Source organism: Methanosarcina sp. (assembly GCF_028693135.1).
Classification (GTDB): Archaea; Halobacteriota; Methanosarcinia; order Methanosarcinales; family Methanosarcinaceae; genus Methanosarcina.
This window is the reverse complement of record NZ_JAQUVZ010000037.1, coordinates 1-22,556: the sequence shown is the minus strand read 5'-3', so window position 1 is coordinate 22,556 and position 22,556 is coordinate 1. Positions and strand designations below refer to the sequence as shown.

The 22,556-nt window shown below is 42.6% G+C and carries 17 protein-coding genes and 1 tRNA gene; 7 read left to right on the top strand and 11 right to left on the bottom strand.

Annotated elements, in window-relative coordinates:
* Positions 1 to 26 precede the first annotated feature (26 nt).
* The 4 genes from PHF18_RS13820 to PHF18_RS13805 form a co-directional block, all read right to left on the bottom strand.
* Positions 27 to 3,506, bottom strand: a complete 3,480-nt coding sequence (locus tag PHF18_RS13820) for a PAS domain S-box protein (RefSeq protein WP_300103881.1) — start codon at positions 3,504 to 3,506, stop codon at positions 27 to 29.
* Positions 3,507 to 4,078: 572 nt separating this feature from the next.
* On the bottom strand, positions 4,079 to 4,933 hold the full coding sequence (locus tag PHF18_RS13815) for a metallophosphoesterase (protein ID WP_300103878.1): 855 nt from the start codon (positions 4,931 to 4,933) through the stop codon (positions 4,079 to 4,081).
* Positions 4,934 to 5,240: 307 nt separating this feature from the next.
* Positions 5,241 to 6,872 carry a hypothetical protein gene (locus PHF18_RS13810; protein ID WP_300103876.1) on the bottom strand — a complete coding sequence of 544 codons (1,632 nt, stop codon included), beginning with the start codon at positions 6,870 to 6,872 and terminating at the stop codon, positions 5,241 to 5,243.
* 137 nt (positions 6,873 to 7,009) lie between these two features.
* On the bottom strand, positions 7,010 to 7,414 hold the full coding sequence (locus PHF18_RS13805) for a hypothetical protein (RefSeq protein ID WP_300103874.1): 405 nt from the start codon (positions 7,412 to 7,414) through the stop codon (positions 7,010 to 7,012).
* A gap of 199 nt (positions 7,415 to 7,613) precedes the next feature.
* Here PHF18_RS13805 and PHF18_RS13800 point away from each other — a divergent pair, with 199 nt between their 5' ends.
* Positions 7,614 to 7,898, top strand: a complete 285-nt coding sequence (locus PHF18_RS13800; protein ID WP_300103872.1) for a hypothetical protein — start codon at positions 7,614 to 7,616, stop codon at positions 7,896 to 7,898.
* Between the two features lie 500 nt (positions 7,899 to 8,398).
* Here PHF18_RS13800 and PHF18_RS13795 read toward each other — a convergent pair whose 3' ends face one another.
* The gene (locus PHF18_RS13795) at positions 8,399 to 9,154 is read right to left on the bottom strand and encodes an MBL fold metallo-hydrolase (RefSeq protein WP_300103869.1); all 756 of its coding nucleotides are present in this window, start codon (positions 9,152 to 9,154) and stop codon (positions 8,399 to 8,401) included.
* Between the two features lie 236 nt (positions 9,155 to 9,390).
* Here PHF18_RS13795 and PHF18_RS13790 point away from each other — a divergent pair.
* Positions 9,391 to 9,475, top strand: a tRNA-Leu gene (locus PHF18_RS13790).
* Positions 9,476 to 10,015: 540 nt separating this feature from the next.
* On the opposite strand, the gene PHF18_RS13785 is transcribed toward PHF18_RS13790, so the two are convergent.
* The 4 genes from PHF18_RS13785 to PHF18_RS13770 form a co-directional block, all read right to left on the bottom strand.
* Positions 10,016 to 11,056 (bottom strand): DUF1998 domain-containing protein, encoded by a 1,041-nt coding sequence (locus PHF18_RS13785; RefSeq protein WP_300103867.1) that lies wholly within the window; start codon positions 11,054 to 11,056, stop codon positions 10,016 to 10,018.
* A gap of 53 nt (positions 11,057 to 11,109) precedes the next feature.
* Positions 11,110 to 11,283: a hypothetical protein gene (locus PHF18_RS13780; protein WP_300103864.1), complete on the bottom strand. Its 174-nt coding sequence runs from the start codon at positions 11,281 to 11,283 to the stop codon at positions 11,110 to 11,112.
* A 120-nt stretch (positions 11,284 to 11,403) separates the two neighbouring features.
* Positions 11,404 to 11,556, bottom strand: coding sequence for a hypothetical protein (locus PHF18_RS13775; RefSeq protein WP_300103860.1), 153 nt, complete (start codon positions 11,554 to 11,556; stop codon positions 11,404 to 11,406).
* Positions 11,553 to 12,368 carry a caspase family protein gene (locus PHF18_RS13770; protein ID WP_300103858.1) on the bottom strand — a complete coding sequence of 272 codons (816 nt, stop codon included), beginning with the start codon at positions 12,366 to 12,368 and terminating at the stop codon, positions 11,553 to 11,555. Before PHF18_RS13770 ends, PHF18_RS13775 begins: the two co-directional genes overlap by 4 nt.
* Positions 12,369 to 14,520: 2,152 nt before the next feature.
* Here PHF18_RS13770 and PHF18_RS13765 point away from each other — a divergent pair.
* From PHF18_RS13765 to PHF18_RS13750, 4 genes are all read left to right on the top strand, one after another.
* The gene (locus PHF18_RS13765; protein ID WP_300103856.1) at positions 14,521 to 15,705 is read left to right on the top strand and encodes a protein-glutamine glutaminase family protein; all 1,185 of its coding nucleotides are present in this window, start codon (positions 14,521 to 14,523) and stop codon (positions 15,703 to 15,705) included.
* Between the two features lie 293 nt (positions 15,706 to 15,998).
* Positions 15,999 to 16,325 carry a hypothetical protein gene (locus tag PHF18_RS13760; protein WP_300103853.1) on the top strand — a complete coding sequence of 109 codons (327 nt, stop codon included), beginning with the start codon at positions 15,999 to 16,001 and terminating at the stop codon, positions 16,323 to 16,325.
* Between the two features lie 541 nt (positions 16,326 to 16,866).
* Positions 16,867 to 18,426, top strand: coding sequence for a M6 family metalloprotease domain-containing protein (locus tag PHF18_RS13755; RefSeq protein ID WP_300103850.1), 1,560 nt, complete (start codon positions 16,867 to 16,869; stop codon positions 18,424 to 18,426).
* A gap of 326 nt (positions 18,427 to 18,752) precedes the next feature.
* On the top strand, positions 18,753 to 20,261 hold the full coding sequence (locus PHF18_RS13750; RefSeq protein WP_300103848.1) for an alpha-amylase family glycosyl hydrolase: 1,509 nt from the start codon (positions 18,753 to 18,755) through the stop codon (positions 20,259 to 20,261).
* Between the two features lie 755 nt (positions 20,262 to 21,016).
* Here PHF18_RS13750 and PHF18_RS13745 read toward each other — a convergent pair.
* Both PHF18_RS13745 and PHF18_RS13740 read right to left on the bottom strand, forming a co-directional pair.
* Entirely contained in the window at positions 21,017 to 21,580 is a 564-nt protein-coding gene (locus PHF18_RS13745; protein WP_300103846.1) for a hypothetical protein, read from the bottom strand.
* Entirely contained in the window at positions 21,561 to 21,785 is a 225-nt protein-coding gene (locus PHF18_RS13740; RefSeq protein WP_300103845.1) for a hypothetical protein, read from the bottom strand. Before PHF18_RS13740 ends, PHF18_RS13745 begins: the two co-directional genes overlap by 20 nt.
* Positions 21,786 to 22,163: 378 nt before the next feature.
* Here PHF18_RS13740 and PHF18_RS13735 point away from each other — a divergent pair, with 378 nt between their 5' ends.
* Positions 22,164 to 22,454 carry a hypothetical protein gene (locus PHF18_RS13735; protein ID WP_300103843.1) on the top strand — a complete coding sequence of 97 codons (291 nt, stop codon included), beginning with the start codon at positions 22,164 to 22,166 and terminating at the stop codon, positions 22,452 to 22,454.
* Positions 22,455 to 22,556: the final 102 nt, after the last annotated feature.

The following is a 22,556-nucleotide window of genomic DNA, read 5'->3' as shown; positions in this document are numbered from 1 at the left end:
ATTAATCCGTAGGGTTCTGCATTAATTCACAGGATTTCTGATTTTTCCGTTACCCGGAATGTAATTCTTGATTCAGTCCCATGATTCCGTATAAGCTCGATTTTTCCATCCAGCTGGTCAACAAGGATGCTTACTAACTGCAGTCCTAATGATTCAACACTTCCCAATTCTATGTTTTCAGGAATTCCTTTTCCATTATCTGAAATTGTCAGGCTGAAAAGGGATTTACTTATTTCGTTCTTTTTTTCTTCCCTGCAAAGCCGGATTCGAATTTCTCCTTCTTTTTCAGTAAATGCATGTTTGAGAGAATTCGAAATGAGTTCGTTAACAATTATTCCTAATGGGACAGCAGTATCCATATTAAAGAATGCATATTCTTCCAGATCCATGTACAGGTGGATATTTTTACTGCAAAGACTGTAAGTCTTGAAAAGATTTTCAGCTAACTTTTGAAGATATGCCGAAAAATCCACCGTGTCGGTTCCCCCCCCTTTATAGAGTTCTTCATGGATAAGGGACATTGAGAGTACACGGCTTTGACTTTCCCTGAAAGCTTCAAGTACCTCTTTCTCACTGAACTTTTCAGCCTGGAGGTCAAGAAGAGACGATATAACTTGTAAATTGTTCTTGATTCTGTGGTGGATTTCTTTTTTACGGGCAATCTCAATTTTTACCAGAGCTTCTTCTGCCCTTTTTCTTTTGTCGATATCAGTGAGCATATTCATAACGCCAATAAACATGCCATCCTCATCGAAAAGGGGTTTAGCATTTAAAAGTGTCCAGAGGGGGGAGCCATCTTTACATATTAATTTCAATTCATAGCTCTCACTTATTCCCTGCCTCCTCTTTTCCAGATTCAATTTGACAATAGGTTTATATTCCTCATTGATGAAGCCCCATGTCGGTCTCCCAATAACTTCCTCCAGAGTGCATCCGAGCATGTCTGCTAGTTTCTTGTTAGCATAAGTGATTATGGCTCCATTGTCAGTTATGAGTATACCTTCATTGGCTGTCTCAACGATGTTACGGTACTTCACCTCACTTTCTCGAAGTTTTTCGTCTGCTCTTCTGCTTTCGGTAATATCTCTGGAAATGAACGAGATTGCGGTCAGCTTTCCATGGATATCAAAAACCGGAGAAAGAGTTATTGAAACATATATTATCTTCCCGTCCTTTCTTAACCGTAAAGTCTCATATCGGGGGATCCCTTCTCCCCGTTTAATCAGTTCGCTTAATTTTTGTGGTTCTTTCTCTAAATGGGGTGGAACCAGGATAGATATGGGCTTTCCAAGAATTTCTTCCGCTAAATAACCATAGACTTGCTCTGCTCCTTTATTCCAGCTTGTAATAATGCTGTCAAGGGATATAGTGCCAATAGCATCATTTGATGATTCCACAATATTCGCTAAGATCTGATTTTTCTCTTCTGATTTTATGCGCTCGGTAATATCCTGGATTGTTCCTATCGTTCGAAAAGGGATATTTTCGTCATTAAAAATAACTTCACCCTGTGCATGGATGACGCGCTCTTCCTTATTAGGTAAGATAATCCGATAATCGATACTGATGGGTTTTTCGTTTAAAGATTTATTAAAGGAATTATCTACATAGTCTCGATCATCGGGGTGCACATAACTTAAAAATACATTGCGAGTTACGCTGAACTCTTGAGGTTCGCATCCATAAATCCGATAAACTTCATCAGAAAAGTATAATTTATTAGTTATAATATTCCAATCCCAGTTTCCAATATGAGCTATTTTTTGAGCTTCAGCAAGACCTTTTTCACTTTTTTCCAACGACTTATAAGCTTCTTCAAGTTCAGCCGTGCGCTCTTTAACTTTTTCGTCCAGATTGTCGTATGCTTTTTGAAGGGATTCTTCTGTTTTTTTGCGCTCGGTAATATCCCTGATGATAATGACTGCCCGAGGCTCTCCATTACTATCCGTGAAAAAGGCGCTGCTTATCTCCCCAGGGAACGTAGTTCCATCCTTGCGACTGTAAGTGAGCTGGGCTTTTATTGATCCAGAGCGCATAAGTTCGTTTAATACATCGGATACCGCAGGATCTTCCAGGTTAAACATTACCTCGCGCCCCCTGCCGATCAGTTCTTCTTCCGCCCATCCCAGCACCCGGCAGGTGGCTGGATTAACTGACAGAATTCTCCCGTTTCCTCTGGGGTCACTCAGGATAAAGGCATCCGTGCTATGGTCGAATAGCATGCGATACCGCGTCTCACTTTCCAGCAGCGCGTCCACCAGAGCATCGCGTTCCGCCAGCGACCGAGCCAGCTTGATATTGCTGTAGCTTAGTTGCGAGAGCATGTTGGAAAAGGTCATGAAGAAGCCCATGCCTGTATCCACAGTCTCCCTGCTCAACCTTGGAACTTTTTCAAGCGCTGCTATGTATTCTTCCTCGTTGAAGCCATATTGTCTGGCCTGAGACCGGAAAAACTCATAGTCCGGAGGCTCATCCTCAAAAAAGAACTGCCCTGAGTAGATATACCCGATGTGCTGGCCGGCTACCATGATGGGAGTCACTATGTCCCACATGTTGTTTTTGCACCTGTACATCTTAAACTCTCCAGGGACAACGCCCGCGGATAGCTCGGTGTCACTTTCCACGCAGTGCTTGCAGGCTTCGGGGTGAACCCTGTGGAATTTGGTGCAGATATCCTGCCATCCAACACCTACAAGAACATTACCTTTGAGATCATTCAGGCCTATAGGAATGTGAACTAGCTTATAGAAATCATCCATGAGGGACTGGACCACCTTGAAATCAATGATTTCAGAAAGCTCCATGTTCCCCCCCTCCCAGGCAGGAGAGGGAATGCTCTCCAACTTCAGCCTTGTGCGTGGCTCACTCGAAAGTGGAACCTCCTCTTCTGCCTGCTTTTGCTCAGTGACATTTTTCCACCCGAAATTTTCTATCCGCTCCCATTTTCCTTCCCTTTTGACCAAAGAAAATTGATGGTTGAAGGCTACGTCAATAATAGCTGCTGCACTGCACCTATCGAGAGAATATGGGCACAGGGATATCACCTGTCGTTTGCCGATATCGCCCTCCACTTTTTTCTCAGGATCCACAAAATCTTCCCAGTCCCCTTTTTTCAACCAGGAAGTGTTCCCTGCCACCCTGAGCCCCTCATAGCCACTTGAAAGGACCTGATCTAACTTTTTTCCCCACTCGTTTATGACCTTCTCTGAATCGAAAACCCCCTCATTTACATATCCTTGAGTATAGGGAATAATTTCTATTTGCCCTTTCTCCAGATAAACATCAATATCGGGAACAGCCTTTCTCAGGCCCTCTTTTGCTTCCTCTACTTCCAGAGGGTGTGATGTGACCCATAAACAAAATTCGTTATTTTCCAGCCCTGATTTGAAATAGGAGATAAGTATGTCCGTCAAATCTTCTTTTGTCTGGTAGAATTGACAGAAGTGTGTTCCCCAGGGCACATTTCCAATAACTTCAATACCAGACTTTCTCAAGTTTCCTCCCATTCCACTTCTCTCCAGTCACAAAAATAATTTTAAAATTTCGATTTAATTATCTGTGAGTAATTACCACTTAGAGTATCATTTAGAGACCTGAAAATATTCTAAAGTCTTTGTTACATTAAACGGATTACATGGTGCATTTAGGAAGAACAGAATAATTCTGCGTTAAAATTTTAATAGTTTATAAGTGTTTAAATTAATGATAAATTAATATTTAAGAGACTTTTTTATTAGTTTCCAGGCTTCAGACCATCTATTAAAAGTACTCAAAAATTTGTATTAGTATCATATAGTTAATTTCATAAAGATGTTTGGATACTTTGGAAAAATGTTACTGCTAAAGGGTTTTAAAAGAAAGGTTAGAACAAGAAAATTGAAGAACGTGTCTTTTTTGGCTGGGAGCTTAAAAGTCAGAAAGAGAACATAAATTATTTCCCTGGAAATCTGAGATATATTGCAAAATTCAAGCCAAAAAGTTATTTTTGCAGCAAAGTCGCTCTAATAATCAAAGATGAATCCTCTAAAGATAAATCCTCTAATTAGAGAGGAAACCTCTGGCTGCCTGTCCGATCATCTCATAATTGACTTTTGGAGTTACGTTTCCAACCCCCGGTTTTGCTCCTGACTCTGGTATGCTGCAATTTGCGGATGTTCCTGAGCAGTCCGAGCCTTGTCCCATCAAGCAGATAAACTTCAGCATTTTCAAGTTCGATTCCCCCTGATGAAAAAACAGGACCCAGAAGGTCTTCCTGCGTTGACTCGTTAAAGGGCACGCCTCCGCAGAGTTCATTAAAAGCAGGCATGATAAAGATCTCAGGGTTTGCCCAATCTTTCCCGTTTTCAAAATCTAGGTTTCCGAAACGAGCTTTCAGGGTTTCAACGTTGAATCTGGTCCTGATCCAGGCGGGTTCAACTATAGAATACCCGAAGGTATCGGTAAAACGGACTGTGGGGTGGTTATGGGCAGTAATTACGTGGGATGCAGCCAGCAGTTCAGGGGCAGGCCAGGTATGCCCGTGGAAATACCCTGTTCCGTCAATGACCTCACCGCGTACCGAATGAACCTTGATGTCCTTTTGTCCACTAAAAAGAAACTCAATTCCCCCGTCATGGTTTCCCGGGAAAATATCCACATGCACATATTCTGCAAGCGTTTCAAGAAAGTGTGGGATCTCGTCCTTCTCCTGCCAGGAGATCTGGGGGACATTATGCTTCACATCCCCAAGGAGCACTATACGGTCAGGGGAACATGTTTGTATGTATCCCAGAACCCGGTCCAGCCGGTCTTTCATACGGCTAGGCAGGTTAATTCCGCTCCTGTACAGGTCCCACTCGATTCCGAGGTGGATGTCGGCAATTACCAGTGCAGTTTCCGTGTTCCTGACGGTGAGGGCGGGTTCTTCAAGGATTGGGGTAATTTCAGGGGGCATAATCAACAGGAGATCGTTTTTAAGGATTTGAAGAAATTAGGATTTGAAGAAATTAGGATTTGAAGAAATTAAGATTTGAAGAAATTAGGATTTGAAGAAATTAAGATTTGAAGAAATTATTTTTTTTCTGAAAAGAGAGCCGTTCTTTAAAAGAGAGCATAACTTTTCAGATCTGTAGAAATATGTAGTTTACAATATTTAAATAATAGATGTGTTCAAAAATAAGGAGAAGTAAAAACAGGTACAGAAAAGACAAAATTGGAAGAAAGTCCTGTAAAGAGACTTTCTTCTCTTCAACTTGAAAAATTCAATTTTTCCCGGACCTGCGGGCATACACAATAACTGCTATGATTGCTACCGCAGATATAAACTCAAACCCGGGAGAACTGGCGCTCTCGCGGTCAGAAGTTTCGGAGCCGGGATTCCCTGTGCCTGAAGCCTGGGGTTCAGAACCATTGGATTCACTGCTTGAAAGAGAGACAATGTCCTTATCCGTAACTTCAATTGCAGGAGAGTTAGATTCAACGTTCACTTCATCGTAATATCTGAAGGTATACCTGACATCTGAAGCTCCCATATCGAAAGCCCCGAGATTCTCAGAGCTCACGACATATTCGAACGATTTGGTTTCAGCAGGTCCAAGAGATGTGTAACCTGCTCTCGTTTCACCTTTCAGGAGAGAGAAAGGTTCAGGGACCTTATCACTTACTTTTATGTCATTAATTTCCACGTTGCCTGTATTTTTGAGTGTGACCCTGACTGTGACTTCATCCCCGGGATTCACAGTTTCAGGGATTACCTCTTTTACCACACTCAGAGCCGGCACTGGTTCAGGATGAACAGACCCTATTTCTTCCGAAGGGTCAAGGGTAAAGAGGTAGATGTTCCACTTTCCGTTCCGGGAATCCTGCCAGACGATTTTGTCATTCATGATGCAGGGGTTTTCCTGGTCACCTTCGGCAGTGCAGACCTGCTTTTCCGTGCCTGTAATTATGTCGTAGATGTAGATGTCCGAATTCCCGGAATTTCCGGGGACACAGTTGCGGTCATCGGCCCACACGACGTTCCGGCCCGAGATAAAGGGGTCAAAGTGGTTGTACTCGTCCTCGCAGATAGTAACCCGCGTCTTATTGAAAAAATAGTCGCACAGATACAGGTCATACTTTCCGTGTGTGGTATCTGTTCGTCCCTCCCAGACAACGATCCCACCCGAAATTACCGGGTTGGATGGGATATTTGAATTACTGGTGTAAACTGGCTCAGAATCGCCGCCTGCGATGTTATATAAGTAGACTCCATGCATAAGATCAGGAATATATGCAGGTTTTCCGCGTATGATTTCAGAAAAACACCTCTCCCGCCAGACAGCGTTATCCCCATCAATGAAAGGATCAGAGTATTCTGTAGTCGATGAAGAGATATTTTCCCTTTCTTTTGTCTTCAGGTTATACATTGAAGCCATCATACCGATATCACTCTGCCAGATAACAATCCCGGATTCCGCCGACACAACGGGGTGTGTCTGCTCCCCGTCTTCAATGCAGATAGCCTTTTCTTTCCCGGTTTTCAGGTCGTACATGTAAATATCCCAGTTTCCCCTCCGGTTATCCTGCCAGACAATGTAATCCCCGGAAATGAACGGATATTCCTGACTCCCCTTTGCAGTACAGATATCCGTTTTCGATCCTGTAGCCAGGTCATACATGACGATATCAAAATAACTGCCTCTCCGCTCCTGCCAGACAATCCTGCTCTCATAAACGATTGGATTTATCTGGTCCGCAGAAAGGTTCTCATCAAGAACAGATTCAGCTCCCTTTGCAACAAGCTCGTTATCTGCGTCCGAAGCCGCAGAAGCAGGCACTATCAAGAGAAAAACAAGAATAAAACACAGAAAATACTTCAAGCCAGCATAGAAATTACCAGAATCTTTGCTCATCCACATCACCTTTTGGAAAATTTATACTAAGTTAGAGACGGAGATGATACTATATAAAAATTTACAAAAAGATATATATTCTATGACCCCTAAAGAAAATATAAAATATACACAGATAAAAATCCGCTATCAGATGCTTATCTCAACTCTTTTTCCGAAAACTTTTCTACCTTTTCCGAGAGATTTTCCATCATTTTCCTCATCTCAGCAAGCTCCCCCTGCACCTCAATGATTCTCTCATACATCGGGCTCCGGGAGTCCTTAACTGCCTGTTCCTGGGAAAAACGCTGTTTGCTCGGCAGGACATAAACGTACACTAACCACATCGCAACAACGCCTATAGTACTCAACCCTGCCAAAAAAAACAAATAATGCGGAAAAACAGTCCTGATATACGAGTCCCCTTCACTGTAATACTGAAGCCGGGAAATCATCAGGAAATTGAGGATTGAAAACAAAAACATTGCCTCACCCAGGAGGGTAAGCAGTCCCCCTACCCGGGTGGACATTTTCCTCTGTTTTGGGATGAATTTGTCAAACACTTTGGTCACCTTTGGAATCAAAAATAAGAAATGGAAATTCAGATAGAAAAATTATGACTATTAAAGAATATAAATATTACCGAAGCTCACCGGGTTAGCGTCCCGATAGACCCGACTCATTAATTTATACTGGTGCCCGGGATAAAGTTAAATATAAGTTTTTTTATAAAAACGTCCATATTATAGAAGGGGGACTACTATGGTATATGTTGTCGTAAAGCACAAAGTAGAAGACTACTCCAGATGGAAACCTGTTTTTGACGAACATGGAACGACAAGGGAAAAAGCAGGATGCGAGGGCGGGCAGCTTTTTCACATTTCGGACGAACCTAACAACATATTTATCCTTTTTGAATGGGATAAAAAAGAGAACGCAACAGAATTCGTAGAATCCGAAGACCTGAAAAAGAGGATGCAAAAAGCAGGGATTATTGGCAAACCGGAAATCTACATTTTAGAGAAAATCGAAGATTTCCCGGTCTGATTTGTAAAAGTCTCATTTGTAAAAGTCTCATTTGTAAAAGTCTCATTTGTAAAAGTTTGATTTGTGAACAAAAGCAGACTCTGTTTTTTACTATTGTTTATTTTGCTGCTATTATTATAGATGGGCTATATGTGTCTTAGATTAAACGGAAAAAAAGATCCAGAAAGTAGATTCCAGTAATTAAAATCCTGGATTAAGTCTCAAATTCTTGAAGCAGGTGGAAAACCGGAGACTTTAAATCTCTGTAATTCTCCGGATCCCACAAAATTTAGGATTATAATTAAATTACAAATGTTTATAGTTCAAATGTTCATAGTTAAAATGTTCATAGTTAAAATGTTAATAGTTGAAATGTTCATAGTTCAAATGTTCATAGTTAAAATGTTTATAGTTCAAATATTCATAGTTCAAATATTCATAGTTCAAATATTCATAGTTACAATTTTTACAATTCGAATTTTTTTTTACAATTCGAATTCTTTTTTACAATTCGAATTCCTTTATAGTTCAAGCTTCATCAGGTCTTCTGCAAGGATCACCTCTCCATCAACATAGTCTTTGAGACGGTGTATTGCTTCTCTCCCATGCCCTTTCATTTCGGGATAGAAGTGTGTAAGGCAGATACTTCCGATTTCATTGTTATAGTTTTCAAGCATTTCAGCCAGCGTAGCTGGGGTTGTATGGTTTGTTACCTGTGTGCCGGGAGGGAAGGAGCATTCGTGTATCAGGAGGTCGGCTTCAATTGCCAGGTCCATTATATTCCGGCAGGGCTCGGTATCCCCTGAGTAAACAAATTCTCCGTCTTCTGCAGTCACGCGGTATGCCAGAGTCGGAACACTGTGGGAAGCAGTTGCGCAGGTTATTTCGCAATCAAACCCCTCAAGTGTAAACTCTTTTCCGGGAGATACCTCAATAACATCCACATCCACGCTGTCCAGAATATACTCATAAGCCCCAATCACCTTTGAAAACCAGTCGTCGGTCCCTTCAGGGCCATATACTCGCATCTCGGTTTTTCCTCTAAGCCAGTTTGCTTTAATGAGGGGGAGCAGGTCAGCTACATGGTCAAGGTGAAGGTGTGAGAGAAGTACGGTATCTACTTCCGTGTGTGAGATTCCGGCATCGGGAAACCTGCTTAAGACGCCGCTTCCACAATCAACAAGCAGAGGTTTGTCCTCAAGACTGACAAGTAATCCGGACTGTACCCGACCTTTTTCAGGTATAGCAACTCCAGTGCCAAGAAATGTAATCTCCATAAAGTAAGGAATAAACTTTAAATAATTTAACTCTATTTAGAGCATGCCCGCATAAGGAAATTTTTGCGGCTCAAAACCAGCCTGTTTTTTCAAGCGCAAGAGTCGATCAGCAGTCCAGAGGTGTCAAACTTCAGGAACTATTTACAGGCTTGAACAAAACCCCGAGGAAAAGAGCTAAAAGCAAAAAGGCTGTTAAAAGGTAGGACAGATAAAAATAAAAAGTTACTCTTCAATTTGCGAGGGTTGCCCAGCTAGGTCAAAGGCGCCGGACTTAAGATCCGGTATCGAAGGATTTCGTGGGTTCGAATCCCACCCCTCGCACTAAATCTTTTTATTAACTCTTATTTTCGTTTAATCCTGATTTTTAGGTAGTCCATTTCCATTGGTCGTGCACTATTAGTTGGTTGATGTTATTTCCGAAACATCCTTTATGCCGCATCATACATTTTTTTGCAATTCAATGAGGTTATAGTAGACATGCTTCGATGCATGAAACGTAAGCATTTCCAGAACTTAAAAATTAATCATGGAAACATCAACCGTATAATGATGGACGACCAGAAATTAGGTCGTACACTTTTAGCTTGTTGATATTCCGTTCGAGTACTTTTGGTTAACTGCATCTGTTCTCTGAACTTACACATGAGTAGGAAATTGAAATGTACACAAGGTGGAAAATGATATGCAGGGCTCAAGTTTGTTAGATTTTGGGATAAATCTCAACTTATTATTGATGAACGACCTCTCTTTTCTCCTTCCGTTATTATCTTCAACAAAAATTTCAGAAGAATTCAGCAGGGAATAAATCCTATTATATCGATCACCTGTAATTTTTGAGAAAAACGCTTAAACTGTTATAGATCACGGAATATTCTGCTCCAAAAATTGAATAACTACAACCCTATTCAATTGATCATGGCAGAATTGATTTCTGTAATTTCTCAAACAGCCATAACAACTTGCATCTCCACCTTCTCCTCCACAATTACAATTTTTTAATTTTGAAAGAGTGCATTTTAATATTTCTACAATAGTATCCTCGTCCTGAGCTATTCTTTTAACATGCCCGGCTCCTCCTGGCACATCATCAAATAGCAAGATAGACTGAGTAGATGAATCTCCTCCCGTGGGATACAAACAACCGTCAAGATCCTGTCTATCAATATCAAGTGACTCACTGGCACCTTCAAGAATTGCATATAAAAGAGAGTGCCAGAATCCTATATCCGGATTTGAATAACCTTCAAAATGTAGCTGAAGCATATCGGTCATGTATTCGTGGCCAAGGTCGTATTTGTAGAGCTTACCTGAGCATGGAGAACCCAATACAGTTTCATGAGTCTCTTCTATCTTTTCATTGCCAAGAACGGTGTAACCGCACCAGTTGCATACCTTAAACCTTTGATGTCCAGCATGGTTTATTGCACTCATTTTCCCATGAGATGCCGATATCGCTTTGAGTACTATGTTGCTCTTCAAATTGAGAATCCGTTCATTATCTTTATCACACTCTCCTGAGTAGTAGCTTCTTGTAGAATATGCTCTTTCAGGACGTGATTCCCCTACCTTCTTTGGTTTTTTTCTACTTGCTATGAAGCCAAATTCCGGTACTATAAAAGTTCCCCTCGATTTACCTTTAAGGGGCATACCGCATGAATCACAAACATCAAGTTTTTCATCCGAATCGGCAATAACTCTCTGGTACCGCTCACAATTCTCACATACAGCATATCTGTATTTGGGCCACTCTCTCTGCGGAAGCCTCTTCAAATAACGGCTTGTCCACAACTTGCCACCTGCTACAACCTGACTTCCTTCACCCTCCAATTCCTTAAGAGCGATAACCTCGCGTTCCCCCGCAGCAAGGTCCAATGTTGGATTGGCCACTGCAAGTATGCGCACTACGTTGTCCTCTTTCAGTGGATTGCGGCCAGGTTTGGGAATGACACGGGTGGTCACCAGTCGGTCGAAGGGTGTTTGCTGCGATATTCTCCTTCTTCCCCAATGAGCTCCCAAGGCAGATTGAGGATCGTCTCGTCGACATCAAGGAGAACAGCGGTGGAGATAATGCTTTCCAGGACTTTCTTTCCGTCAGGACCTATGAAGGTGTCATAGAGCTGACTCCCCAATCTACGAACACGCTCTTTTGCTCCCTTGAGCGTTAGCGTAGCATTCTTGCTCCACCAGTACAAATCCTGGGTCGTTTCGAGGAATTGGCACTCGCTTTCTGAATCTATGGTTACGTTCTGCTACCAGGTTATTCCTGCTCCTTCCTCATGGATGAAAATAAGAAATTGTAGAGACTCGTCCGTCTTTGGCAAGTCTCTCTGATACCGGGCAATGGAGATGTGCAGCACGCGGGGCAGTTTTTCCTTTCCCTCACCAAATAGCCCGATCATCATGCAAATATCTGCTTCTTCTTATTGGCTGTCTTTCCCTCTAATTCAGGATGCTGATTGTATCCCTCGTTGTCAAGGAGGAAGAGAAGCCTTTTATGCAGCTGTTGGAGCGTAATCTGGTAATTGGCCTCCTGGATAGCCTGCAAAGCAAAGTAAGTCATCGCCCCGTGATACGTTCCACCGATCAGCGCATCATAGGAATATTCTTTGTCCGTGCATCCGCTCAGCAAGACGTCCTTCATTTTTGACTCCGGGTACTTTGTCTTTCCCTTCGGCTTAGCCTTCCATGGATTCTGCAAGACTAGCCTGCCCATCAGTGCCGGATTCAGAAATCTCATCCGTCGGTCATCCGGTGTCTTGAGACCAGGGATGATCTCTGAGACAGCAGCTCGTGTTACCGTGCCGGAGAAGCAGGAGTCGGATATTACGGTCAGACTGACCCCTTCTGCCAGTTTGGCAAACAGCTCGCGCAAATCGTCGTCGATGATAAGGTTCTCCGGAATATCGTAGGGACAAATAGCCTCGTCGTACTTCTCCTCGTCACCGCTCGTGTCCGCAACATACGTCCCATGTGATGAATTGGTGAAGACCAACATGTCTCCAGGCTTTGCCCCTGTAACCAGACTTTCAAGATATGCCATGATGTTAGCCTTGGTGGCTTCCGCGTCAAGCATCAGCTTGACATTATCCCGAGCGAAGCCATAATGATCAACGAGCAAATCTGCCCAAGCTTTGGCATCGTTCACACAGCCATTCAAATCGTTGCCTTCGTAAGGATAATCATTGATCCCTACACAGAGAGCTTTATTTACCATTTGGTTCATCCCCACTATTTTTCACAGTTACTCATTTATGATACTTGATAGTAAATTTCTTTTATTGGTTCACGTACTCTGTTTTTCACATTTAATTATAATATTTGAGAATATATTTCTTTTATTGATTCACATCTTCTTTTTTTCACAGTTAAGTATAATACTTGACAGCGCACATTTTTTATTGGAATGAAGGATTAAATTCCAATAAAAACTTTATACAATAGGTAGGAGGTCAGTATTGCCAACAAAGAAACTTTTGATAGGTATGAAGTATCGACTTAGAGCCTATCCGAAAAGTGGTTACCTGCTGTAACTTTTACATTAGGTAATATGCAAAACCGGAACGGATACCCATGCATACCGATGATCAACTTTACCCGTGAACAAAATCCTTTTGACCATACTCCCTCCACAACTTCTTGTTTCTTTATTGTCTTGCGGATCGGACTTTTATCTGGCACGTGAGAAAACACACAACCAAGAGTATCAGTAGCCCTACATTTCACAGAACGGTTTTCATCATCCATCGATCAGTTTAACTAAGAGCCTATCCATGCGTCTTCGGTTAAGTGAGGAATCATGACAAATTGCCTCCATTCTCGCAACAGTTATCAGAAATTTTAACATGTTGTGGACTGAAACAGGGTAATTGATTTTAGGTAAATAACCCAAATTTGACAGATTCCACTAATTAGTACAGTATTTTTTATAAAAAACGCATTGCATCGGCATAGCACATTTAGGAAAAATGAAAACATTCAAAAATCAAAAGACGCACGATGGAACTTTGAATTGTATGACGAAAACAGGAGCATAAAGCCCATTTATACATAATAAAATGTATGCTTCTGTCAAATTAGGGTAAATAAGGCGAAATTAGAGGTAGACGTATAGTACAAAATCGATAGCCTTCAGGTAAAAAATTCCTTAACCGAAGACCAATGAGAACCTATCTGAAAAGTCAGTAATGCATGTTGAAAAGTCACAATAGGTCTATAATATCAGAGTATCCATTTCGGTTTTACATATTGTATATTGTAAAAGTTACAGTAGGTGACCACTTTTCGGATAGGCTCTTAGTAGCAGGCGCAGGTTCTCTTCTGTAACACCGCCCGGCCCCGAGGACCCATTCCACAAAACTAAGAGCATCGCTCACAGCGCCTGTGAGATTGAATTCCGGGTTGTCATAATTGTCTTGCCCACGACCATAGCGAAGTTATTCTTGTCGCTCATATTGTCCCCCTTCTTTTATTAGTCAAAGTTCACACCAGCATGCCGAAGAATAGTCAATACACGGCTTATAATCCTTATCGAATGTACAAGACTGCATTCTTGCTCTTCCAGTTGGAAGAGATCATATGTTCTTCCATCACGATCCTCGCCCTTATTAAATTACTTTTGGCAGACAATTTTTTATATTGTTGATTGTTAACTTATGCTTTCATGCTCAAAATTTGACATCCATCCAGATATTTATTGTAATGCCACTATAAATGTGCCTAATAATCTATATTTAGAAACTCAATTGATTCCCTAAATATTGAAGTAACATGTATAAAAAGAAGAATTGATAATATATCGATCATATAAAACTCTTCACACATGACTGAAATCGATGCATATTGTCACATTCACTGTCATCATGACTTACCAAATATTTTATCCTAATTTTGGAATGAAGTCATATTTTGAGAACACTGGTCCTAAAATATATGTTCTAAAATAAAAGTTTTTATAATTCTTAACATATATTCTCCTTTTTTTATATAGCGGTTAATATATAATTAGATCATAGAACTTACGGATAGTGGAGTCAGTTACTGAAAACCGCAAACATAAAGGGACATCTCAAACTTGGACAAACAACGTGAATCTACTCTTTTTGTCGGATTTAATCAATAACTCACGTCCACGACCAAATAATACAGGACAACCTGTTGCTAATTAATTCCGGATAAAATGTTCAAATAAATCCTGAATCGAAAATCTCAATCTGAGGAGGTATGAAAGAATGGCCAAACCAAATGTGATTATGGATGGAGTGAGAGGTCTTTCTTCACCGATTGAAGCCGTGGCGGCCGTGGCAGGAGAACCGTCAGCCAGGGTTATCGAGGTGAATTTTGATGGCGGAGGGTCCGGTAACCTAGAGTTGAAAGATCGCAGGTCGGTCGTATGGGCGGATGTGCTTGACAATATACGCCATTCGAAACAGTCCGTCTACGTGGAGATCGATCCTCAAACCAATGTCATAACCGAAGTGTTAGTTCCACTGTCTGTGAAAGTAGGGATCATCAAACCTTTAGACAATGCTGATGTCGAAGTAGAGCTGACAATCTCTCAGGCTAAGCACTATATAAGGCGGTCAAACCCGGATTTCCAGAAGTTATTGGATGCCCTGAAAAAAGCAAAGGATGAAGATAAGGATTTACTGGTCACAGAGGCCCCAAACACTCATGATATCATAGATATCAGGCCCAACCCAAACCCTATGGCACCGGCTGAGGTGCAATCACCTCAGCCGGTGAGTGAAGCCCCAAAATTAGTCTCGATATCACCGCAAAAGGCTCAAGAGCTTTTTGACTTGGTCAAATCCGAGACATGCTGTCCTGCCAGCGCTGCAGCGCCATGTATTCCTTTTCTGTACCCCGACGATGGATGCTGGGGACGGGCTCATGAGATGTGCAGACTGATGATTGCAGCGGGCGTCCAGCCTGATAAGGTCTGGATCTACGGCAGCCTGAAGACCCCAGCTACTAACAACCCAAACTGTATAGTTAATTGGGGGTGGCATGTGGCGCCGACTGTGCAGGTGTCCGGCTCAGGCATCCTGGTAATCGATCCCTCGCTTTTCAACGGTCCTGTGACTGAAATAGCCTGGAAAGGAGTACAAGGAGACCCTTCGGCAGTACTGGTTCCGACCAATGCTTCGGTCTTTCATAGATCATTCGGTGGATCTGTTTCTTATGACGATGCAGCCTATACGCGGACCAATCAGGTATTGAATAATTATCGAAATCAACTCAAGATCAGGTCGGTCAGTCCGAGCGGTCCACCGCCCTATATAAAATGCCTGATTACTCCTGCAGGGGTCCAGTGGTTTGGAACAATCGGCCCAAATTCGACAGCCCTCTGGTATACCTGGGGCTGGCCTGCAAAATGGCATGTCTTCTGGACCATAATGCCCATAACTCACTGTCCGGGAGGACCGCAGCTCACCTGGACAGTCGAGATGGAGAGGGCGAATGAAACTCAGTGTACCTATTGGATTACAGTCAAAAACCTGACTGGAGATCCTGTGAGGTTTGAGGGTAGGTATGACGTTTTAAGCAAATGATGCTGATTATTGGAGGTGAAAGAGAATGAGTACAGGTGTACAGTGGACAGGATCGCTAGGTCCTGGAGAAACTAAACGTTGGTTTACCTGGAGATGGAATCCAGCATTACATGTAATCTGGTATATGATGCCTACAACGCCTAAGAGTGGCTCCCCGGATTTAAGTTGGGAGGTGGCTGTGGAAAGGGCAAACGCAACCCAATGCACATACTGGATTACGGTTAAAAATTTGACCAATATCCAGCTGAGTTTCGAAGGGCGATATGCAATCTTATCCTGAGGAGGCTCGTGGAATGAAAATCACTATTCAAATCGATGGAGAAGAAGTTGCTTCGGCCATATCCATCCAGAAGACTCCTCCTACAGAGATTCTGGAAAAGGCAACAACTCTGGGAGCTGAGGATGCAGGGCCTGCACCCACTATAACTCCTGGTACAGGCTCAGCTACAATGCCCCCCTCCATAGAGATGGGACAGATGGCCTTTTCCAAAGAGATGGCAATAGATTGCGGTGAAGCACCAAAGGAGTTTCAGAGCAAAGCCGTATCGGGATGGCAAGCCGGAACATCTTTGACAGAGCTAACTGAAGCAAAAGATGCTGGAAAAGCTGTTCAGCAGTAAAGCAATAAAAAGCTGAGGAATGATTCAAATATAATATCAAGGGGTTTTGTTACCAAGAATGGTTATTGGGGGAAATGGAACTATAGATCAATTCCCAAACTGAAATTTATAAGTTATATTTGTGTCATTCCTAAGGGATCTGCTCAGGACGACAATTCCAAAAATTATTAATGAGTAGGAATGAAGTGGGTTTTGGATAAGCTCCTTATTACATTTAATTAAGTAATTTATCTCAGGCAAATAGATAAAAAACAATCCATAAAATTTTAAGAAAAAATAGGCTACCGTCAAACAAGGGTTATAATCTAAAATTGCTGGAAAAAATGTATTCAGAATTTACAGTATAATTCATAGTATTCGGGTAAGATGTAAAACTACAAACAGATTCTGTAAAGTTTTTGGGGGTTGAACAATTTTATAGGTTCGATGTTAACTGAAAAGGACTCTAAGTTCCTGGAGGTTTAGATAATTTTTCAGCTAGTTTTGGAGCTTAGAATCTGACTTTGACATTTACTCAAGATGAATAAAGGGGGTATCAAATATGCCATATCCGTTTTACAACAAAGAATTTGAGTTTACTCAACCTGATGGGACTCAGATAAAACTTAGGGGTTGGGGGAACCAGAATTACGCAGTCTTCGAGACGCTCGATGGATTCACAGTCACCATGGACCCGGTCACGGGCTATTATGGGTATGCAAAGCTATCAGCCGATGAGAGCTTCCTAGAGCCTACAGGCATCAGAGTAGGGCTTGTAGATCCGGCGGTTCTCGGCATTAAGAGGCATATAAGGATATCAAAGGAAGCAGCCAGGCAGGAGTCAAGGATGGCCTACTACAAGATGGCTGCCACAACAAGATGGGAACAGAGGAGGCAGGAGGCAAAACAGGCGAAAAGAATGGCAGCGATGTCAAGGGACATCCTCCCAGCTCCCCCAAGTGAGGAGACAAAGGGAGATTATACTGGACTTTGTATTCTGGTCCAGTTTCCTGATGTCCCATGCACCATCCCGCAATCCGAAGTAGAGAAATTCTGCAACATGCAGGGCTATACAGGCTTCGAGAATGCAGGATCTGTCCATGATTATTTCTCCGATGTTTCAGGGGGGAAGCTAAATTATACGAACATAGTCACAAAGTACTATACTGCCAAAAATCCGAGGGACTACTATACCAATGAATCCATACGCCAAGGAATAAGGGCCAGGGAGCTGATCCTCGAGGCCCTAAAAGATCTAAAAGCAAAGGGGTTCGATTTCAGCAGTCTTAGCACAGATAATGAGGGGTTCATTCGTTCCCTAAATATATTTTACGCCGGACACATCGTGAACAACTGGGCTAAGGGGCTTTGGCCTCATAGCTGGGCCTTGGCTACTCCTTTCGAAATCGGAAACGGGAAAAAATTTTATGATTACCAGATCACAAATATGGGCGACGAGCTGACTTTGGGAACATTCTGCCACGAGAATGGCCATATGGTCTGTGACTTTCCTGATCTCTACGACTACGGATTTGACGGGTTTAGGTCCTGTGGCGTTGGCAATTATTGCCTGATGGGCTTTGGAGGGTCAGATGACAAAAATCCGGTCCAGGTCAACGCCTACCTCAAGTACAAGGCCGGCTGGGCCAACAAGGTAACACCCCTCACAGACGGCACATATAAGGCCAAGGCGGAAACGAACGAGTTTTTCATAACCTTCAAAGATCCAGCCGAGATTGAATACTACATAATTGAATGTAGACACCTTGAAAATAGGGATAAATCCCTGCCGTCTTCTGGACTTGCCATATGGCACAGTGATGAACTCGGAGACAATGAATACCAAGATATGACTTCTGGGAAGCATTACGAGTGCTCTCTTGAACAGGCAGACGGACGAAAAGATCTAGAGCATGGGGTCAATGCCGGCGATGCAACTGATCTATTTAATAATACTGGCCAGAAGTTTGGCGACTCCACAAAGCCTAATAGCAAATGGTGGGACGGCACTCCATCGGGACTCGAGATAATAGATATTATGAATGCGGGCAGAGAAGTAACCTTCAAGGTCGTCGGTCAAGAAAATGTACCCGATGCTCGACAGGCAACTTTGGCTCGATGAATCTTCTCTGGCTGAAACAATCGGTGGAACTGCTATTGTGCCACCTGCAGTACTGAAAATACACAAGAACACATCTGTCAGAAAGATTTGCGAAGGAGGGGACAATGAGGGCTCATTTTTACAATAGCTCTGGTGACTCTGTAATCAATTTGGCATGAAAGTACTTTCAAGTACTTTCATTTTTTGTGCCTGTTAGTTTTGAGGAATTTAATGTTCGTTTAGCGAGCTGATCCCAAAAATCAAAACTTGGTTTTTTAACTTGTGTTGAAGGTTGACGTATCACATTGGTTAAGGTGAAATGAATCAAACTGTTCTTTGGAGGAAATATGAACAAACAGGTTACCCAGGATGACATCATTTACTTCGTGGTGACGGACCGCTTCTTTGGCAGGGACAGGCGGACTGTCGATCCATCGGACACGAGCATCCACGGAGGAAAACTCGATGGCATTCTCGAGAAGCTCGACTATCTCCTCGAGCTTGGCGTGACGACGATTTGGGTGACGCCGGTTTACGAGAACATCCAAAGCCACGACAACTCGGAACCCTACCACTACTATTGGCCGCTCAATTTTAAGCGGATCGACAGTCGCCTGCTCGACGGCACCCGCTTGCCTAACTCAGTGGACATGAGCACGTTCGGAAGATTCGTTGACTTATGTGAAGCCAAGGGCATGAAGGTAGTGCTCGACATGGTCGTGAACCATGCGGGATACGGGGCACAGGTAAATTTTGACCCCACCTGGTTCAACGTTGGCGGGACCAGCGACATCAAGAAGGAGTTGGCGGGCCTGCCGGACTTCAATCACGATAACCCCGAAGTGCTTGACTTTTTCATCAACAACATCGAAGATTGGATCACCGAGGGCAAGGTCACAAATATTCGCATGGACACCGTCAAACACGTGGAGCCCAAGTTCTGGCATTACTTCAAGTCCCAGATTCGCGGGGAGTATCCTGATGTGTGTCTTATTGGGGAGGTGCTGTTTGAAGACAAGGATGACGTGGGTAAGCTCCTGGTGTATCAGAACTACCATGACTTCGATTCGATATTCGATTTCCCCCTGTGCACAGCCCTGCGGTCCACTCTTATTTACGACGGAAGTCTTAGCTATTGGCTTGCACGCCCACGGTTGAACGATGGGGAGTCGCTGGGAGTGCTTGACGATGACAATCCGCTCAAGGGTGGATACCGTAACGCGAACAGGCTCGTCACACTGCTCGATAACCATGACTTAGAACGGCGCATAATGAGCCATGCCAGGACAAAACACACCGGTGAAGACGCCGGGCTTGATTGGGCAATCCAGGTTACGAAGCTCTGCCTGGGCGCTCTGTTCACCATGCGAGGAATCCCGCAGATCTACTACGGCACCGAGGTCGGGCTCGAGGGATGGAAGGCAGACGATGACCGCGACCTTCGCCGCGATTTCCCATGGCATGTGATCGGCAGTGATAATCACCCAAGACCGCAGTTCCAAAAGGAACACGATATCTATGAGTGGACCAGGGATCTTATACGTCTGCGCAAGGGGAATGAAGCTCTCAAATACGGAACGACTATAACACTCTGGTCGGACGATCTGGTCTATGCTTTCTTGCGCATCGCCACGGATGATGTCGCCCTGGTGATCATAAACAATGGATATACCAGGATGCCGAATCCAATTTATTTGGACCTGAATATGTCGGTAATCCCAAAGCGCGTGGTAAAAATGATAACCGGAGGGCTGAAGCACTGGAAGACAGGGCAGGCCTTGACGGTGCAGAACGGCAAGGTGCTGGTCACGGTTGACGGCAAAACAATCGATATCTTCTGCCGTGATGGTTCCTGAGAAATCGAGCAGATCATGCTTCGGCCAGTGACCGAGAGGGGAACAGCCAACCTGTCATTCCAATGGATCCGGCAATCTGTAGTGAAGCTCCAGTAGGCATTCCCCAAGTTATTTTTAACCAATGCCCATAACACGGGAAAGTTCTGATAAGTGTAAACCTTCAGGGCCTGGTTGCAGTGTTCAATGATCTGCTCTATATTCTCTGCTCTATCTCCTAGGATTCGATTTTTGTAGGCATTTGCCAGGTTATTCAGAGTCGCAGCCCAGTCCATAGGAAAGTCCTTCTGAGTTCGCACTTCCAAGGCCTTGTTATAGTATTCGATGGTCTTCTCTATGTTCTCAGCTCTTTCTCCCAGAATTCTGTCTTTGTAGATTATTACTGCTAGTGTCGCGTCAATCTTCAATGATTAAATGATTCTAAATAGATGTAATCGATTAAATACGACATTTTACCGCTGACGCGACATTAGATTGTTCTGGGTGAAAGCCCAGTCAACCGGAAAGTCCCGAGACGTTAACACCTGCAGAGCCTAGTTATAATATTCGATGGCCTGCTCAATATCATTACTTCTATCTCCTTAAGTATTATTTGGAGATCTTCTCCGTTCTTTTTATTGCCAAATAGCCAATCCCAAAACCCCAATAAAAATGCCCCTGTCAGATCAGAATAAAAATATATAAGTAGGTAATGTGGTAATTCCATTGTACCACTTATCTGTATCATCTTTGCATCCCAATAATTAATTGGATACAGGCTAATTATAATTTACAGTAAATTCAAAGTTAAGTTTTTGTATACTGTAAGTGGTTATAGTAAGCCTGGAAATTGCATAAAAATTAGAATATTTCTCTTCAATATCCCTTTCAGTAACCTGCCCATAATGAAGTTTAAGAATATCCTGCCAGATTTCAGCCTGCCAATCCTCAACTGAGTTAGGAAAAGGGTTTGTTAAATGTCCAAGCCCATGAAGCTTGTAAGACCTTTCATCTTCCATGAACCTGATTTTTCCGTTCTCATAGTAGTATAGAGCATACCTTTTAGAAGCAATTCCATAGAACCAGAGATCCTTTTTCTCAGGTTTAAGCAATGGAATCTCTATGTTGTAAGGGTTAAGAGGCTGAAAGAACTCTGCAAGCTTCTGAGCCTTTTCAGGAGTAACAAACACAGAGTCAGTATCCATGTAAGCATGAATAGATCCAAGCTCTTTTAATCTGGCTTCAGCCATTGTCAAGAAAAGCCTAGATCCTGAAGTAATCATAACAGCCAGGAGAGGATAAAAAGACTTTCCTGACTTTTCTTCACAAATTAATACCATCACAATACAGCCTGAACCCACACTCCTTGCAGATTTCAGGATCCTCTGTCTCCTTAAACCCATGCTCATAATCATGGGCAATATTTCGTGCAGTTTGGATCATTGCACTGATTGCTTCACTGTCAAGGGGACTTACCCTATCTTCAGTGCTTCCGTACTTTCCATCCTTCTGCAACTCAAAAAAGCGAGGTTTTTCCAGAGCTAGCATGTATAAAAAATATATTGATTTTTTAAAGCTTCCGGAAACCAGGTAATAAATAATCATGTTTATAAGAACTTATGGGCAAAACTCAATATATTTACTGTATCAGAGATCTTCAATATTCAAACCTTCCTGAATAAATTCCTTGTAAATTTTCTAAGGGTGGAAAGGAAAAATCTGGTGTTGGAGATATTGAATCAAGTGACAATACTCTTAAATAATAATATTTTTAAATATTAGACTTGATATAAATAGGATGCAAGCCTAAAAGGGGAATAAAATTGAGTGAAAAACAAAAATACAAAAACCTCTTGTAGGCACAGTACAGGATTTTATGAGAAATCCTCTGGGAATAGGGAAGACGTAATGAAGGGAGGCGACATAATGAAAGAATTTTGCAATATATGTGGTCGGGAACTGAAGGAAGACGTGCTGGTCGTGGATACCAGCCAGGATATGAAACCAATAAAATTCAAGGACGTTCATGGGGATAAGTCCGATCTGATATGCATTGAGTGTGCAGCTGATTCGATTGAGAATCCACCCTTCTTATGTTCAAGATGTGGGCAGCCAATCGAATTCGGTGAGCATTTCTATATCTTAAAGGTAGGAACCACAAAACCTGGTGGTCTCAAGGTAGATTTTAAAGAAAAATCCGTATCCCCTTCAAATTGAGTGGAAAGCTCTGTTTTTCAACTCAACGAGCTTTTTTCTCTGATGATTTGAGCCAGAGGTGGCATCTCAAATTTATTGCTCACTCTATCCCATATGTACTGA